At 45.8% G+C, this 13,419-nt stretch carries 20 protein-coding genes and 2 tRNA genes; 15 read left to right on the top strand and 7 right to left on the bottom strand.

The window, feature by feature from the left end; genetic code table 11:
* Positions 1-21: 21 nt before the first annotated feature.
* The 9 genes from modB to T363_RS0106315 all read left to right on the top strand — a co-directional run bounded on the left by modB (position 22) and on the right by T363_RS0106315 (position 5,452).
* Complete coding sequence (gene modB / locus T363_RS0106355; RefSeq protein WP_031474324.1) at positions 22-690, top strand: molybdate ABC transporter permease subunit; 669 nt, start codon at positions 22-24, stop codon at positions 688-690.
* A complete protein-coding gene (locus T363_RS0106350) occupies positions 687-1,751 on the top strand; it encodes a sulfate/molybdate ABC transporter ATP-binding protein (protein WP_031474322.1) in 1,065 nt (354 codons plus the stop codon). Before modB ends, T363_RS0106350 begins: the two co-directional genes overlap by 4 nt.
* Positions 1,748-2,737: an XdhC family protein gene (locus T363_RS0106345; RefSeq protein WP_051643137.1), complete on the top strand. Its 990-nt coding sequence runs from the start codon at positions 1,748-1,750 to the stop codon at positions 2,735-2,737. Before T363_RS0106350 ends, T363_RS0106345 begins: the two co-directional genes overlap by 4 nt.
* 91 nt (positions 2,738-2,828) lie before the next feature.
* Positions 2,829-2,913 (top strand) — tRNA-Leu (locus T363_RS0106340).
* Between the two features lie 28 nt (positions 2,914-2,941).
* Positions 2,942-3,027, top strand: a tRNA-Leu gene (locus T363_RS0106335).
* A 526-nt stretch (positions 3,028-3,553) separates the two neighbouring features.
* On the top strand, positions 3,554-4,183 hold the full coding sequence (locus tag T363_RS0106330; RefSeq protein ID WP_154658757.1) for a hypothetical protein: 630 nt from the start codon (positions 3,554-3,556) through the stop codon (positions 4,181-4,183).
* Between the two features lie 21 nt (positions 4,184-4,204).
* Positions 4,205-5,020 carry a hypothetical protein gene (locus T363_RS0106325; protein ID WP_051643136.1) on the top strand — a complete coding sequence of 272 codons (816 nt, stop codon included), beginning with the start codon at positions 4,205-4,207 and terminating at the stop codon, positions 5,018-5,020.
* A complete protein-coding gene (locus T363_RS0106320) occupies positions 4,993-5,181 on the top strand; it encodes a hypothetical protein (protein WP_031474314.1) in 189 nt (62 codons plus the stop codon). The genes T363_RS0106325 and T363_RS0106320 overlap by 28 nt, the downstream gene beginning before the upstream one ends.
* 13 nt (positions 5,182-5,194) lie before the next feature.
* Entirely contained in the window at positions 5,195-5,452 is a 258-nt protein-coding gene (locus T363_RS0106315; protein ID WP_031474312.1) for a helix-turn-helix domain-containing protein, read from the top strand.
* A 178-nt stretch (positions 5,453-5,630) separates the two neighbouring features.
* Here the strand turns inward: T363_RS0106315 and T363_RS0106310 are convergent, their stop codons facing one another.
* From T363_RS0106310 to T363_RS0106290, 5 genes are all read right to left on the bottom strand, one after another.
* Positions 5,631-6,299, bottom strand: coding sequence for a hypothetical protein (locus T363_RS0106310; RefSeq protein WP_031474310.1), 669 nt, complete (start codon positions 6,297-6,299; stop codon positions 5,631-5,633).
* Positions 6,296-6,856, bottom strand: coding sequence for an RNA polymerase sigma factor (locus T363_RS0106305; protein ID WP_031474308.1), 561 nt, complete (start codon positions 6,854-6,856; stop codon positions 6,296-6,298). Before T363_RS0106305 ends, T363_RS0106310 begins: the two co-directional genes overlap by 4 nt.
* A gap of 232 nt (positions 6,857-7,088) precedes the next feature.
* Positions 7,089-7,298 carry a helix-turn-helix transcriptional regulator gene (locus T363_RS15520; protein WP_031474306.1) on the bottom strand — a complete coding sequence of 70 codons (210 nt, stop codon included), beginning with the start codon at positions 7,296-7,298 and terminating at the stop codon, positions 7,089-7,091.
* Positions 7,295-7,627 (bottom strand): DUF6442 family protein, encoded by a 333-nt coding sequence (locus T363_RS0106295; RefSeq protein ID WP_031474304.1) that lies wholly within the window; start codon positions 7,625-7,627, stop codon positions 7,295-7,297. The genes T363_RS15520 and T363_RS0106295 overlap by 4 nt, the downstream gene beginning before the upstream one ends.
* A gap of 329 nt (positions 7,628-7,956) precedes the next feature.
* Complete coding sequence (locus T363_RS0106290; RefSeq protein ID WP_031474302.1) at positions 7,957-8,712, bottom strand: hypothetical protein; 756 nt, start codon at positions 8,710-8,712, stop codon at positions 7,957-7,959.
* Between the two features lie 253 nt (positions 8,713-8,965).
* On the opposite strand from T363_RS0106290, the gene T363_RS0106285 reads away from it, so the two are divergent.
* The 5 genes from T363_RS0106285 to T363_RS16710 all read left to right on the top strand — a co-directional run bounded on the left by T363_RS0106285 (position 8,966) and on the right by T363_RS16710 (position 11,048).
* Entirely contained in the window at positions 8,966-9,430 is a 465-nt protein-coding gene (locus tag T363_RS0106285; protein WP_031474300.1) for a DUF3879 family protein, read from the top strand.
* 36 nt (positions 9,431-9,466) lie between these two features.
* Positions 9,467-9,937, top strand: a complete 471-nt coding sequence (locus T363_RS0106280; RefSeq protein WP_031474298.1) for a DUF3879 family protein — start codon at positions 9,467-9,469, stop codon at positions 9,935-9,937.
* Positions 9,938-9,965: 28 nt separating this feature from the next.
* The gene (locus tag T363_RS0106275; protein ID WP_031474296.1) at positions 9,966-10,463 is read left to right on the top strand and encodes a hypothetical protein; all 498 of its coding nucleotides are present in this window, start codon (positions 9,966-9,968) and stop codon (positions 10,461-10,463) included.
* 170 nt (positions 10,464-10,633) lie between these two features.
* Positions 10,634-10,834: a hypothetical protein gene (locus tag T363_RS0106270; protein WP_031474294.1), complete on the top strand. Its 201-nt coding sequence runs from the start codon at positions 10,634-10,636 to the stop codon at positions 10,832-10,834.
* A gap of 91 nt (positions 10,835-10,925) precedes the next feature.
* Entirely contained in the window at positions 10,926-11,048 is a 123-nt protein-coding gene (locus tag T363_RS16710) for a hypothetical protein (protein WP_278246996.1), read from the top strand.
* A 236-nt stretch (positions 11,049-11,284) separates the two neighbouring features.
* Here the strand turns inward: T363_RS16710 and T363_RS0106260 are convergent, their stop codons facing one another.
* Both T363_RS0106260 and T363_RS0106255 read right to left on the bottom strand, forming a co-directional pair.
* On the bottom strand, positions 11,285-11,938 hold the full coding sequence (locus T363_RS0106260; protein WP_031474292.1) for a hypothetical protein: 654 nt from the start codon (positions 11,936-11,938) through the stop codon (positions 11,285-11,287).
* A gap of 445 nt (positions 11,939-12,383) precedes the next feature.
* Positions 12,384-12,824 (bottom strand): SLOG family protein, encoded by a 441-nt coding sequence (locus T363_RS0106255; protein ID WP_031474290.1) that lies wholly within the window; start codon positions 12,822-12,824, stop codon positions 12,384-12,386.
* Positions 12,825-12,970: 146 nt separating this feature from the next.
* Between T363_RS0106255 and T363_RS0106250 the strand changes: the two genes are divergently transcribed.
* Positions 12,971-13,303, top strand: a complete 333-nt coding sequence (locus T363_RS0106250) for a helix-turn-helix domain-containing protein (protein WP_031474288.1) — start codon at positions 12,971-12,973, stop codon at positions 13,301-13,303.
* The last annotated feature ends 116 nt before the right edge of the window (positions 13,304-13,419 follow it).

Raw genomic sequence — 13,419 nt, 5'->3', positions numbered from 1 at the left:
GCCCATACCAGAGGTGACACGATGGACTGGTTTCCATTATGGAATTCGCTGCGCATCGCCGCAGTAAGCAGTGTACTTGTATTTTTTACCGGCATTGCCGCCGCCTACTATGCGGCGCGCCTGCCGCGGTTGGTCAAGGGCGTGCTGGATGTGGCGCTTACCCTGCCGCTTGTCCTGCCCCCCACGGTGGTGGGCTACTTTCTGCTGCTGCTGTTCGGCAGCCGCAAACCGCTTGGCGAAATGCTGGAGCAGCTCGGTTTTCCCCTTGTCATGCACTGGTACGGCGGGATCGCAGCCGCTTTCATCGTTTCCTTTCCCCTGCTGTACCGCACTGCGCGCGGCGCATTTGAAAGCTTTGACCGCACGCTTGCACAGGCCGGACAGACGCTGGGGCTTTCCAACACTTATATTTTCTGGCGCATCCGGATGCCTGCCTGCCGGCAGGGGATTTTTGCCGGTGTGGTGCTCGCCTTCGCGCGGGCACTGGGGGAATACGGCGCAACCAGTATGCTGATCGGCTACACCCCCGGCCGAACCGCAACCATTTCTACCACGGTATATCAACTCTGGCGCATCGGAGAGGACGGGCAGGCCATGCTTTGGGTGCTGGTCAATCTGGCGATCTCGGCAGCGGTGCTGCTGACCGTTAACCTGCTGGAGCGCCGCCAGAAGCAGGAGGGCAGGACATGAGCCTTTCCGTGCATATCCGCAAACAGGTGGGCAGTTTTGCACTGAATGTACATTTTGATACCGAAGATGCAGTGACCGGTCTGCTCGGCGCTTCCGGCTGCGGCAAAAGCATGACGCTGCAATGCATTGCCGGGGTTCTGCGGCCGGATGCGGGGCGGATCATTCTGGACGGTCAGCCGTTGTTTGACAGCGCACGCGGCATCGACCTGCCGCCGCAGCAGCGCGGTGTCGGCCTGCTGTTTCAGCAGTACGCGCTGTTCCCGCACATGACCGTGCGGCAGAATATTCTGTGCGGTCTGCGCCGCTTTCGGGACAAGGCCGAGCGGGAGCGCCGCCTGCATGCGCTGTGCCAAACGCTTGCGCTGTCCGGTCTGGAAGACCACCGCCCGGCGCAGCTTTCGGGCGGGCAGGCACAGCGCGCCGCACTGGCACGCATGCTCGCCGCCGAACCCCGCCTGCTGCTGCTCGACGAGCCGTTCTCCGCACTGGACAGCCATCTGCGCGACCGGCTGCAGCCGCAGCTCCTTTCCCTGCTGCGCAGCTATGGACGGCAGGCACTTCTGGTCACGCACAGCCGTGACGAAGCCTACCGCCTGTGCAGCCGTTTGTGCGTAATGGAGCACGGCTGCATCACGCGCTGCGGCGATACCCGCGCGGTGTTCTCCGACCCCCGCACGGAAAGTGCCGCCCGGCTGACCGGCTGCAAAAACATTTTCTGTGCAGTCAAAGCCGCACCGCACACAGTCCGTCTGCCGTCATTGGGATTATGTCTGACCACCTCCCGACCTGTCCCGGATACGCTTTGTGCCGTCGGTCTGCATGCCCACGCCTTTGACCCGTCACAGCCGCATAACCGTTTTCCCGTGCACTGGGTCGAACGGGTCGAGGAACCATTTGAAACCATCCTGCTGTTCCGCTCTGCCGGGCAGGATCCCCACGCGCCGCCGCTGTGGTGGCGCGTTCCCCGCGACCGCCTGCCCCACCCGCTGCCCGAAGCGCTCGGCATCGATCCGCAGGACATCCTTTTGCTCACAAACGACCCCAAGGAGGTTTCCTTATGATCGAACAACTGCTCACCGCCGCACTGGAAACCCTGCACAGCGGCCGAACTCCTGTTCTGATTTCGATCGTGCGGTCCAGCGGCTCCACCCCACGAAAGATCGGCGCATGCATGCTGGCAGATCATAATGGCCTGCTGTGCGGCACAATCGGCGGCGGTCTGCTGGAGCATCGCTGCCTGCAGCTTGCTGCCGCCGCACCCGCAGTCCCCCGGTGCGAACAGTTCGTTCTGGATAACCGGCAGGCGGGCAGTCTCGGCATGGTCTGCGGCGGCACTGCCGATGTGCTGTTCACGCCGCTGACCGATCCTTTACCGCTCACGCAGCTGCTGCAGCTTCACCACAGCGGCACGGATGCCTGCCTTGCGCTGCCGCTGCACGGCGGCGCCCCCTTTTGCCGGCAGGATTCCGTACTGCCGGATCGCCCTGTCCTTGCCTTCCTCTGCGGGCAGGAATGCCTGTTGCTCCCGCTGCGGCAGTCCGAGCGCGTTTATCTGTTCGGCGGCGGTCATGTTTCATGTGCGCTGGCTGAGCTGCTGCACCGGCTGGACTTCCGCTGTCTGGTGGTAGACGACCGGACAGCATTCTGCTCCCCCGACCGCTTTCCTCATGCAGAGCATACGGTCACCACATCATACGAACAGTTGGATCAGGTATTGACCGGCCCGCTGGCGCCCACGGACAGTGACGCGCTCTGCATCATGACCCGCGGACATGAGGGCGATACCCATGCGATCCGGTTTGCTCTGCGCACCCCTGCGTCTTATATCGGATTGATGGGCAGCCGCCGCAAGCGTGATGCGCTGTTCGCCCGTTTGAAGGAAGAGGGCTTTCCGCAGGCATCCTCCCGCATCATTACCCCGATCGGCCTTGCGATTGGAGCAGAAACACCAGAGGAGATCGCCGTTTCGATTGCCGCACAGCTCATCGCATGGCGGGCATCAGAAATCCCTTCCAAGGACATTTTTTCGGCTTTTGAAAAAAAATAAAAAAAATGAAAAAAGATGTTGACATTATGCCCCTCATCCGATATAATACATATTGTCGCTGACAGTGAAGCGACTCGATACCAAAGGAAATGCGAGTGTGCTGGAACTGGTAGACAGGCACGTTTGAGGGGCGTGTGTCAATCGACGTACGGGTTCAAGTCCCGTCACTCGCACCACCTTCTCAAGTGCGAGACAAACAAATATGCGGATGTGGCGGAATGGCAGACGCGCTAGCTTCAGGTGCTAGTGTTCGCAAGGACGTGGGGGTTCAAGTCCCCCCATCCGCACCAGAAAACCGAAACACTTTTGATGCCAAGGCGTAAAGCCTTAGAGAATCAAGGTGTTTCGGCTTTTTTTATGCCAAAAAATAAGCTCTGTTTCCAAAGATGCCAACGAGCCTTTTCCACCAACTGGAGGGGTTTGAACTCGCATATTTCGGAGTTTGGGAGCATAAACGCAGGTGGCGCCCTTTTTGAAGCTGAGTTTTTCAAAAAGGGCGCTACTTTTTCTCAAAATAAAATAGACAATCTTTAGGGCGTCAATTTGTTGGTCGTGAACAGATCATCAGACTGGCGCCCTTTTTCATTTTCCCCACATTTCAAAAAGGGCGCTACCCCTAAGACAGTGAAATCCCCCCTAAAAATGCAGAAATTCGAAATCACGAAAACAACGGTGGAGCTTAAAAATCAGAACAATTAAAAAAGGGCGCCACCTAAAATCGAAGGAAATGACAATGGAATAGAAAATGGTTTAAGGCCGGAGTTTTAGAAATAAGACTCCGGCCTTTTTTATTATCAAGTAAAGGAGTTTTTTATCATGTCGCAATGTTTCTTCAGAGGCACACCCCTTTGGGAGCTGGAAAGAGAGATGATGCTCGTCCCCGGCTTTGATCACAGAAAAGAAAACACAGTCACGGATTGCAGGCTGTGCAATAAACGCAACCGAAAGCAGCCATGCCGCCTGACGCAATGCACTTACCTCAATGACCGGATCACCAGCGGAAAACTTTCTCTGGACGATTTGGCATGGACAATGTATCGCAGATATCCCAGCCTGCTGAAACGGCTGGATGTGTTCCTGCTGGATCACGAACTTTGTTTCTTCCGGAACGAACCCCACCGTCAGCGTTGGCAGCGGTGGCACGACCGCTTTTATCGGATGTCTAAAGAAAACAAAGCGGCCCTCTATCTGCTTACCGCCTACGATGCCGTCTGGGAAAAGGTCATTTGGCACATGGATGGTAAAGGTTTTGATTTCGACCATGTAAAGCTGAGAAATCTGACCACAGAGCAGTATTCAGTTTATCAGGCAGCCAAGGCCATTGCAGATGGCGGGCGAAACATTACTACTGGCGATCTCACATCCCCGGAACTGGTTACAGATGAGGCGTTCCAACTGATTACAGGCGCTCTGCTTCTGGCCAGCTTTGGGGATGTGATTTTGTAAAATAAGCAAAGGAGTGATGCAATGAAAACCATGCAGGCAGAATTGAGCAATCCCAAGCATTCGGAATACGGAGTAGCAACCATTCCGTTTCCCATCCCGGATGAGGAATATGACCATGTGCTGGAACTCTTAGAGCCGCTGGAAATCGGTGACTATGTAGAGCGAGATTGTCAGGTGGATCGTTTGATTGGCGTTCCGCCTATCCTCCACAGGCTGGAGCAGACCTTGGTCAATCTGGATGAGCTGGATTTTCTGATTCAGCGACTGGATAGCTTTGATTATTATGAAATGGAGCAGTTTCAGGCTCTGGCCTACGCCAAGGGAGTCAGCAATGTTCTGGAGTTGATCAATCTGACCTTCAACTGTCAGCAGGTCACTGTGGTCGGTAATTTTGCCGACTTGGACGCTGCTGGAAAACAGCACTATCTCACCATCCACGGCGGCTCTGCAAGTGTCGAGGAATACAACCGAGTGGATGGCAGACAGGAAAGTCTGAACCTGCTGTGCAATCAGGAAGGGAAAGTGACCCCTTATGGTGTCCTCTATGAAAACGCACTGAAGATGGAACAGTTCTACGATGGCCGGAACTTCCCGCTCTATGCCTACAAGCCCCCTGTTTTAGAGGTCACCTTGTCATCGAATGCAGGACAGGAATTGGAGCTGCTGCTCCCGATGCCGGAGACGCGGCTGGAGCGTATGCTGTGTCGTGCCGGAATGGATACAGCGCACGTGAATCTGGTTTCCTATGAAAGCCAGCTGCCCGATGAACTGGATGCAGCCATCGACTTTGAGACGGATGACCTTATGCTGTGCCGGAACGAGCCAACCGCACGGTAGCCTATGCGGATAGGAAGGCGCTGGAAGCCAACCTGCCCAGACAAAAAGCGGCACAAGATGAAGAAAGCACTGGCTATGCGGTTTCCAACCGTGGTGGACTTGCACAAGCGCAATCCTTGCATGACAAGCACGAAGGTCATAAGCCGCAGATCCGGACATAAGGAAGGAATATCTATGAGTTATTTCGGAACCATATATGCAGATACGGAACTGCCCTCCAGAGCGAGGGCAGTCTATATGTATCTCCGGGATCGCTCCAATAAGAAAGGGGAGTGCTGGCCCGGTATCAAGACCATTGCCAAAGAGCTGCATCTGTCCCGCTCTACGGTCAAGCGGGCGCTGGCAGATCTGGAGAAGAGTGGCTATCTGCAAAAGGTCGCTCGCCATCGTGAGAATGGCAGTAATACATCCAACCTCTATACAGTACGGTGAGCCGAAAAAACGCAGTCATCCCGCCAAGGGATGACTGCGCCTTTTTGCTGGACCGAGCCTGGGTTCAACATGGTCCCCCCAGAAGGGAACACTCTAAGATAATTTAATTCAGAGAAAGAACAAAAGACTCTCTACAGCAAATATAAAGTGAAGCTGTTTCGACCGTCTCCGATCTGTATCAATTAGAGCTATTTGCATCTGCCTCTGATGTTCCTGAGCCATCATAGGTGTTTAAGTCGGCGGGGATTGAGCTAACGGCAAGTTGCTCCTCTGGTGATAACGAATTATACCATTTGAGCCATTCAAGAGTTTCTTCGGACAAGTCAGATTTGCTGAATAGCTGTCCATCAAATTCAACAGTTTCATTTGAAGTATTTTCTCGATTCTTGTATAGATATAGATAATACTTGCCGTTAAATAGAACTACAATATCACGATTATATTGGTATACCTCGGCTCCCACAATGTCATCATTTGTTTGGAAATTTTCTTTCGGCTCCTGTGATGAAGGAACCCTGCTTTCAATTTCCCCTAAAAAAATCAAATTGCTATCTGTAAGGTCGGTTGGATCATCAACAATCTGATAAAGCTTATCATTTACATAGACCATAGGAGCTACATCTCCAGAAATCGGTGTCACAGCTTTTAGCAAATCTTCTCCATATTGAATAATATCAACGACGAATGCGGTTAGCGGCAAAACAAGCAGCAAGCAGGCACAAGCAGCTATTTTCGTCCACTTGAACCCAATAAGTTTTTTCTTTGCCTCTTTTTTAGGTGCAGCTTCTTCAATGTACTTTTCATCTACTTGACCAATGACATTCATGATTCTCTTTTCTTTTTTCATAGTGCAATATCCTCCTTCTCTAAAATTTGTTTTAGTTTATTTCTTGATCGCAGCAGTATCATTTTTACTTTGCTCTCGCTAAAATTGTAATCATCTGCAATCTCTTTAATGGGACTTAAATACCAGTATCGACGCATGAAAATTTTTCGTGTATCTGCTGGCAAATCTGCAAGGAAGCGATTGATAACTTCTACTAATGCTGCATCCTCTATGGTCTGTTCAACGCTGTTAGCGGAAGGGATACAATCTTGTAATTCTTCAAGAGCTAACGGCATTTGCCCATAGCCTCGTTTTGCGGCGGAGTATTGATCATATCTGTTTAGGGCAAGGTTGCGTGTGATTTTTCCTAAAAATGTTGATAAGCGATTGGGGCACTGAGGAGGGATTGCCGCCCATGCTCTCATATATGTATCATTGACACATTCCTCCGAATCCTCGTTATTATGCAGAATATTGAAAGCAATACTATTGCAATATTTGCTATACTTATTCGCAGTTTCTGATATGGCAGATTCAGAGCGATCCCAATATAGATCAATAATCTGTTTATCGTCCATGCGTGTTCTCCTTTCCTCTGGTGCTAATTCCTTTCACCTATATACACCGAAAAATTTCTGTTGCGTCACAAGTTTTTCAAAACATTTTTAGAGATAGCAGCAGCAGTGACTCGATCTGTTTATAATATAGCATACAACTGCTACACTTTCTAAGTGTGTTGGGTTATAAAAAAGCAGGAAACCATTTCTGATTTCCTGCTTGGTGGTTTTGTAAGTTGATAGGTATATTTGGTTAATCAAAGTAAAATAATTCTTCAAATTTCTTATCAAGAGCTATGCACAAAATCAATGCCAACTTTGCTGTAGGATTAAATTGTCCTGTTTCAATAGAACTGATAGTATTTCTTGATACACCTACTAAATCTGCCAACTCTGTCTGTGACATTTTCTTTTCATTGCGAGTTTCCTTCAAGTGATTTTTAAGTACTAATTCGTTGTTCATGGTGTCACACCAAACATAGTACAGGCAACATAAATTAAAGTGAAAATTGTAGTTATAACACCTACTATTGATAGAAAAAGGAATGCTTTGCTTTTTTTGAATTTCCACTGAGCATATGCTTCTCCTGAAATATAGGCAAGAAACATAGCTTGAACACCATAATCAATCTCATGCTTCGTTGCAATAGATAAGAGTGCAACAATGATAAATACAGCAAAGAACAACAATTTACCAACCAAACGCCCATAATCTTTCATATGTTTTGAACCATCATCAACTCCAAGGATTCCTTCCTGTTTTGCCTTAGCCAAGATTTCTTCTTTATTCATTATTATAGCCTCCTTTCAGGCTTTGCATAGTTTACTTGGTAATCACATTATAGCAATGCACAGTTTACTTGTCAATTCATTTTTTAATCTTTATATCAAAATTTAATAAGAGGTATCTGTAGACGATCTCTTATGTCGAACAGAGAACAGAAAACACACTAATGCTGTTTTGGTCGGCTACCACCTAAGTGTGTTGGGGTATATAAAAAAGCAGGAAACCATTTCTGATTTCCTGCTTCGTTGTCTTGTGAAAAGACAGTAGTATTCAATGTGTGTTGGAATGGCTTGCTGGAGATCTATGAACCGAGGTATTGTTTATATAATACCTCTTAAATATTCCAGCTCTTAGGCGGCTGCATACCCAGCATATAGTTTTCAAGATACTGCTGCTGGAAAGCCTGCTGGTTGATTGCTTGATGCTGTTCCTGTTGAGCGATGCTCTTATCCAGCAGCATCTTCTGCATAAGCTCCCGCTTCATGCGTTCACTTGCCACATACTCGCTGTCCCTCTTACGCTGTACAGCTTTGCGGTCAGCGTAGTCACGGTCGGCACGGTCAGAACGGCTGGAATGGAAGAAAGAATCCTTCGCTTTTTGGTCAAACATTGTTTTTGTTGCAGGGTCTTTGCGGTAGAGGTCATCACTCACTACACGAGTTCTTGCTTCAACTTCATTGATTACTGTTGTTGAATGTGTACTATATGGCAGTCCATGAGAAGCCCTTGCATCCGCACGAAGCCAATCCATGATTTCCTTGCGGTAGGCAGGATCTTCTTTCATTCGTTTAAAGCCCCCCTCTGTGATATGCACAGAGTTGGACAGAACCGCAGAGGAGTTCATTTTGTCGATTTCAGCCAGCTCCTCATAGATTTCTTGCTTGAAGGCTGCCATTTCCTCCTCTGGAGTCAGAGGGGCGGCAGTGGCAGTCTTGTCTGTCTGCTCGGCTTTGTTCGGCTGCTCGTTTCGCACCATCAGGTCAAAACTCATGCCATGGGTCTGAGAAGTCTTTTTGGCTGCACTGGCTGTTTTTGCACCTGTTCGGTATGCACCCAGCATAGCAGGATTTGGAAAACCGTTGATTTGCATAGATTAGATCCGTCCTTTCTTTTATTTGTGAATTTATAAATAGGTATATATTCTTTTATTATATTATCGCCTGATTTTTGGAAAACTTAAGTAATTTCATGTGCAACCCACATATTTTCGTCTATTTTGACATATATTTTCTCCAATTTTTCTGTACTGTTATCCGATGTCCTTTATTTTTTTGAAAATATGTCGATATATAATTAAAAGACAATGTTTCCGTTTCCATAAATTTATATAAGGAGGAAGAACGATGACAATCAATGACATTGCAAGAATGATGGCAAGTAGAGATCGGTATCAGCATCGTGGGTTAGAGCAGTTCGCCAACCACAGCAACACCCCTCCTGCTGGTCACAAATACTATGAGGACGGGATGGATATTACAGGGATGAAGGCATCAGACTTTAAGACAATCCCTGTATCCAAAGAGATGGAACAGAAAATGAAAGATATTGCATTTAACCAGATGAAAAATTATTATGGAATGACGGGTGAAGGCAGCGGCGAAATGGCAGAAGCAATCAAGTCATATTACCCGCAGATCCCAAAGGGAGATAGAATCCATGCAGCAAGAACACTTGACAAAATCCATCGTGCAGAAGCCAACAGATTGAATGACTTTGTAAGATCCCGTGTTTCTGGATGGGAACCGGGTAAACCTTTTGATACCAGCATCCTTGATGAATACAAGCAGGGAATTGATATGAAAGCATAGGTTTCATTCAATAGCTTACCGCAAGGAGGAAGAACGATGACAATCAATGATATTGCAAGAATGATGGCAAACAGACAGCGGTATGAGCGTCAAAGTACCGAACCCAAGCTGCCCAACGGCTCTACCCCGCCTCCGGGTTATGTCAATCCATATTGTCCAGAAGGATTAGACATTACAGGAATGAAAGAGTCCGATTATAAAATCATCCCTGTTGATAAAAATGTGGAGCAAAAGATGAAAGATATTACGCTGGAGGAAATCAAACGGGGTTACGGAATGTCTGATCCAAATCGTGATCCTGTGTCCGATTTAATCAAATCTTATGATAAACAAATCCCAGCAAAAGATCGCATCAACGCTGGATGGACATTAGAGAAGGTTCATCAAAGAGAGGTTCGCAGAATCTTTGACTTTATTAAATCTCGTGTTCCCGGATGGGAACCGGGTAAACCTTTCGATACCAGCATCCTTGATGAATACCAGCAAGGAATTGATATGAAAGCATAAAATAGCCTAAATATAAGGAGATGATAACATGATAATTTCAGAGCCGCATCTTTCCTCTATTTACTTGAATCAGGTGCGGGCAAGCAATGCGTTAATTGCAGGCAAAGTACCCACTTCGAGCTTTTCTGCTATGTTAGACAGTGCTATTGTCAATCAAAGCATTCTGACACAAGAAGTTGCGGCACAAAATTCATCTGATACCTCATGTGATGATGAGGAAGTGAAAAAATGCAAGTGTGAGCGGGATGATGAAGTAACTGAAAATAAAAAAACAGGATTGGCAGCATGTATGGACTGTGTGGGCAGAAAGGCTGGAACCTGTGCCCTTTGGAATGGCAAGGAAGATATGTTTGATCTGCTTGTGTCACTTTCTCAAAATACCTCAAAAGATATGAGCATTTCTTTACCACATAATCAGTCGTACTCGCAAACGGATTTTGTTTTAATGACGCAGGCGTTATTAGATTACACCAATGCGTATGCGTATGCTGGCGGTTTTGTAAATAGACGAAATTTAGGGATTTAAGAGACTGATATAAAAGCATAAATTAATAAATTTTTAACTTTATTCGAGAAGTTTTATGGTAAAATACAACATATATCAAGTATCATACCACACAAAGAAAAAGCTGCTTAACTCTTAGCTATATCCAAAGCAAATTCAACAGATAATATTTCAGGAAGGAGTAGTTCACAATGAAGAAAACTTCAAGAATCTGTGCCAGCATTATGTTAGTAGTAGCCATTGGTTTTGTTTTGTACGCACTGAATCATCCTGAGAGCAGTTTGCCTTGGAGCAATACAATTTCCTATATCCTTTTTGGTGTTTATATTCTTATCATGGTCATTTTGTTCGTAGCACCATTCAAAGGAAAAAGAATGAATAAAATGAAGTAGGCGTTAGACATACATCAAGGGCAGTTATAGACGAAATTAGGGGATTTGATGTGAATAATGCAATAAACCGGATTTGAAAGAGGTGTTATTTATGGAGTGGTATGAAAATATGACTGAACGGCAAAAGAAAGATTTTAAGAAAGTCATACTTGTATTTGCAGCAGGAGCAGTTATGGTTTTATTAGTCCCTATGATTTTTCGTTTGCTCTTTTAATGAATAACGGACTACGATTGGTAGGACAGTCCCAACAATCAAATACTTCCCAAAAGACCGCTGATCTTCACCCCAATGTGTGAAGGTCAGCGGTCTTTTTATTTGCTCCATCCATATATTCTTCAGTTCCTGCAAAGAAAAATCAAAAACTATTTGCAGATGGCAAGTTTATAAGAATAGACAGTGCAAGAACGGATCGTTCTCATGTGCAAGTAAAGCAAGAAATAAAAGCCTCTTTATGAAATCCACCATACTCCATCTGTCCCTTGACATAAGGAACCCACTTCTTCCGAAAGAATCGTTCCATGATAATCTCTGATGACAATCTTATCGTAATATTTATAATGCTCTGTTGCACAGTGCTTTTCATCGTCCCAGCCTTCTTCAATCCAGACCTCACAATAGACTTTTCCATCCTCGATCAATACAACGGATTCATGTTGACCCAATGGAAATGAGAATTTTTCAGGGTAATAGCACTGGAAGGTATCATCCTGACTGATGATGTGAATGTCTGTTCCAATAATATTCAGATTATACAGGTTTACTTCCTCCAAGCCGAGTTCCGTGACCGCTTCCAGCAGATCCTCCGGGAAATAGCGATACAGTACGATCTTCTGTGCATCATAATTCCCTTGTAGGAAGTAGTAGAAGCCATTCAAATAGCGAGGCTTACTATAAACTACATTTTTTTGTTTCGTAAACGGTGTATATACATTTCCATTGCTGAAATCATAGAACGAAATAACAGAACCCTGGTATCCCCCCTGTTCGGCCCATTCGATCAGATCATAAAAATCAGTCGTATCAGAAAGGGAAAATGCCAGTCTGTCCTGTCCTTCTATTTTCTCAATATATACGCCTTCAATATGTTTGAATCGCTGAATCATAAACAGACCTCCTTATGTTTGTTGGTTTTATTTTGACCGGAGATAAAAATTGTTGTGCAGGTTATTATCAAAAACGGGAAATTGGTGTTCCGTCAATCCTTGCTTTCCTCCATAGAACACCTCTCGTTTCAAGGATGTATCCATTGCACTTGCATTGATTTGGTGCACGATTTTATAAAACTATATCATAAATCTGTAAACAAATCTATCCTATCTCAACCCTTTGACAACATTCTTTCACTGGTCGAACGTCTGTACTCTATTTTCCATATTTTCCTTTCCAGTCTTAGATAGCATTTTTAATCTACGAATTTTTGATAGTGAAGTTAAAATAGAGAAATTTCATTTGGAATGTTATGTAGATATCCTCTGTGCAATGATTTCTATTTTTCTAATTTGGTGTAATAGAGTAAGAAAATAAAAAACTCTTAGACATATTCAAGTTTTATAAAGAAATAGATTTTACACCCAAATTGATGACTTCTAACCTTTTTTTGATAGCTCGTGTATAAGTTTTGGCAGCACCACCCCAATCATGGGTCACATAACAGACAGCAATCTGGGCATGATCGACCATATAACGATTTCTGGCAGGGATTGCTGCTTTGAAATGGTATTTTTCAAAGTCTTCTGGATAGATAATGTTATCAAAGTATTTCTTCTCTTGAATATTGAATGTGAGGTATGGAATCACCAGATTGTTCTGGATATGCGGATACTCCTTCTTGAGGGTGTAAACTGCTCTGGCCGCCATCCAATCAAAGCTTCCCATACCTCCAGAGAGAAATTCTGTGGCGCCATCTTCAATCAAGCGGCGAATTACATTCTCAAGTTCTTGATATTTTACACTATAGCAATCACTGTGGCCGATAAAGGTTACCGTCATAGTATTCACCTCCTGCCTGTATAGTAGCATTTTTCTCCATACAAACCACACTAATAGTTATTTTATAAAACGTATAGTTTGTGTATTGTGTGGAGCAAGATACCTATACTATTAGTATCAAAAATACACTAACAGGAGGTGTCACAATGGAGCTTGATTCCATCGGGAAATACATCCGCAAATTTCGCTTGGCGAGAAAGCTCCGGCAGGAAGAACTGGCAGAGCAGACAGGGCTGAGTACAAACTACATTGGAATGATAGAACGAGGCGAAAAAGTTCCTTCTCTTGAATCATTTATTGCAATCGCAAATGTATTGGATGTATCTGCGGATATGCTTCTCTGTGATGTGATCCACACCGGATATGAAGTTAAAAACTCATTACTCGCAGAGAAAATGAAAAATTTGCAGCCAGAAGATCGTTCCAGAATTTATGATGTCATTGATACAATGCTGAAACATTCAACGCCTTTGTATTAAGTGAAAAAGAGCAGCTCTGTAAATGAAGTGACCCCAAAAAGTTAGACAATATTTTCAAATAAATACTGTTCAAGCTACTGAAAGGGCTTGTTGTCTGTGTAAGACAGGCGGCAAGC

The sequence above is a fragment of the Agathobaculum desmolans ATCC 43058 genome (genome assembly GCF_000701665.1).
GTDB classification, from domain to species: Bacteria; Bacillota; Clostridia; order Oscillospirales; family Butyricicoccaceae; genus Agathobaculum; species Agathobaculum desmolans.
This window is presented reverse-complemented; position numbering and strand designations above follow the sequence as displayed.

What these genes read in the sequence shown, in the direction of transcription:
- modB (WP_031474324.1), top strand. Translation starts at nt 22, where the DNA reads ATGGACTGGTTTCCATTATGGAATTCGCTGCGCATCGCCGCAGTAAGC.
- T363_RS0106350 (WP_031474322.1), top strand. Translation starts at nt 687, where the DNA reads ATGAGCCTTTCCGTGCATATCCGCAAACAGGTGGGCAGTTTTGCACTG.
- T363_RS0106345 (WP_051643137.1), top strand. Translation starts at nt 1,748, where the DNA reads ATGATCGAACAACTGCTCACCGCCGCACTGGAAACCCTGCACAGCGGC.
- T363_RS0106330 (WP_154658757.1), top strand. Translation starts at nt 3,554, where the DNA reads ATGTCGCAATGTTTCTTCAGAGGCACACCCCTTTGGGAGCTGGAAAGA.
- T363_RS0106325 (WP_051643136.1), top strand. Translation starts at nt 4,205, where the DNA reads ATGAAAACCATGCAGGCAGAATTGAGCAATCCCAAGCATTCGGAATAC.
- T363_RS0106315 (WP_031474312.1), top strand. Translation starts at nt 5,195, where the DNA reads ATGAGTTATTTCGGAACCATATATGCAGATACGGAACTGCCCTCCAGA.
- T363_RS0106310 (WP_031474310.1), bottom strand. Translation starts at nt 6,299, where the DNA reads ATGAAAAAAGAAAAGAGAATCATGAATGTCATTGGTCAAGTAGATGAA.
- T363_RS0106305 (WP_031474308.1), bottom strand. Translation starts at nt 6,856, where the DNA reads ATGGACGATAAACAGATTATTGATCTATATTGGGATCGCTCTGAATCT.
- T363_RS15520 (WP_031474306.1), bottom strand. Translation starts at nt 7,298, where the DNA reads ATGAACAACGAATTAGTACTTAAAAATCACTTGAAGGAAACTCGCAAT.
- T363_RS0106295 (WP_031474304.1), bottom strand. Translation starts at nt 7,627, where the DNA reads ATGAATAAAGAAGAAATCTTGGCTAAGGCAAAACAGGAAGGAATCCTT.
- T363_RS0106290 (WP_031474302.1), bottom strand. Translation starts at nt 8,712, where the DNA reads ATGCAAATCAACGGTTTTCCAAATCCTGCTATGCTGGGTGCATACCGA.
- T363_RS0106285 (WP_031474300.1), top strand. Translation starts at nt 8,966, where the DNA reads ATGACAATCAATGACATTGCAAGAATGATGGCAAGTAGAGATCGGTAT.
- T363_RS0106280 (WP_031474298.1), top strand. Translation starts at nt 9,467, where the DNA reads ATGACAATCAATGATATTGCAAGAATGATGGCAAACAGACAGCGGTAT.
- T363_RS0106275 (WP_031474296.1), top strand. Translation starts at nt 9,966, where the DNA reads ATGATAATTTCAGAGCCGCATCTTTCCTCTATTTACTTGAATCAGGTG.
- T363_RS0106270 (WP_031474294.1), top strand. Translation starts at nt 10,634, where the DNA reads ATGAAGAAAACTTCAAGAATCTGTGCCAGCATTATGTTAGTAGTAGCC.
- T363_RS16710 (WP_278246996.1), top strand. Translation starts at nt 10,926, where the DNA reads ATGGAGTGGTATGAAAATATGACTGAACGGCAAAAGAAAGATTTTAAG.
- T363_RS0106260 (WP_031474292.1), bottom strand. Translation starts at nt 11,938, where the DNA reads ATGATTCAGCGATTCAAACATATTGAAGGCGTATATATTGAGAAAATA.
- T363_RS0106255 (WP_031474290.1), bottom strand. Translation starts at nt 12,824, where the DNA reads ATGACGGTAACCTTTATCGGCCACAGTGATTGCTATAGTGTAAAATAT.
- T363_RS0106250 (WP_031474288.1), top strand. Translation starts at nt 12,971, where the DNA reads ATGGAGCTTGATTCCATCGGGAAATACATCCGCAAATTTCGCTTGGCG.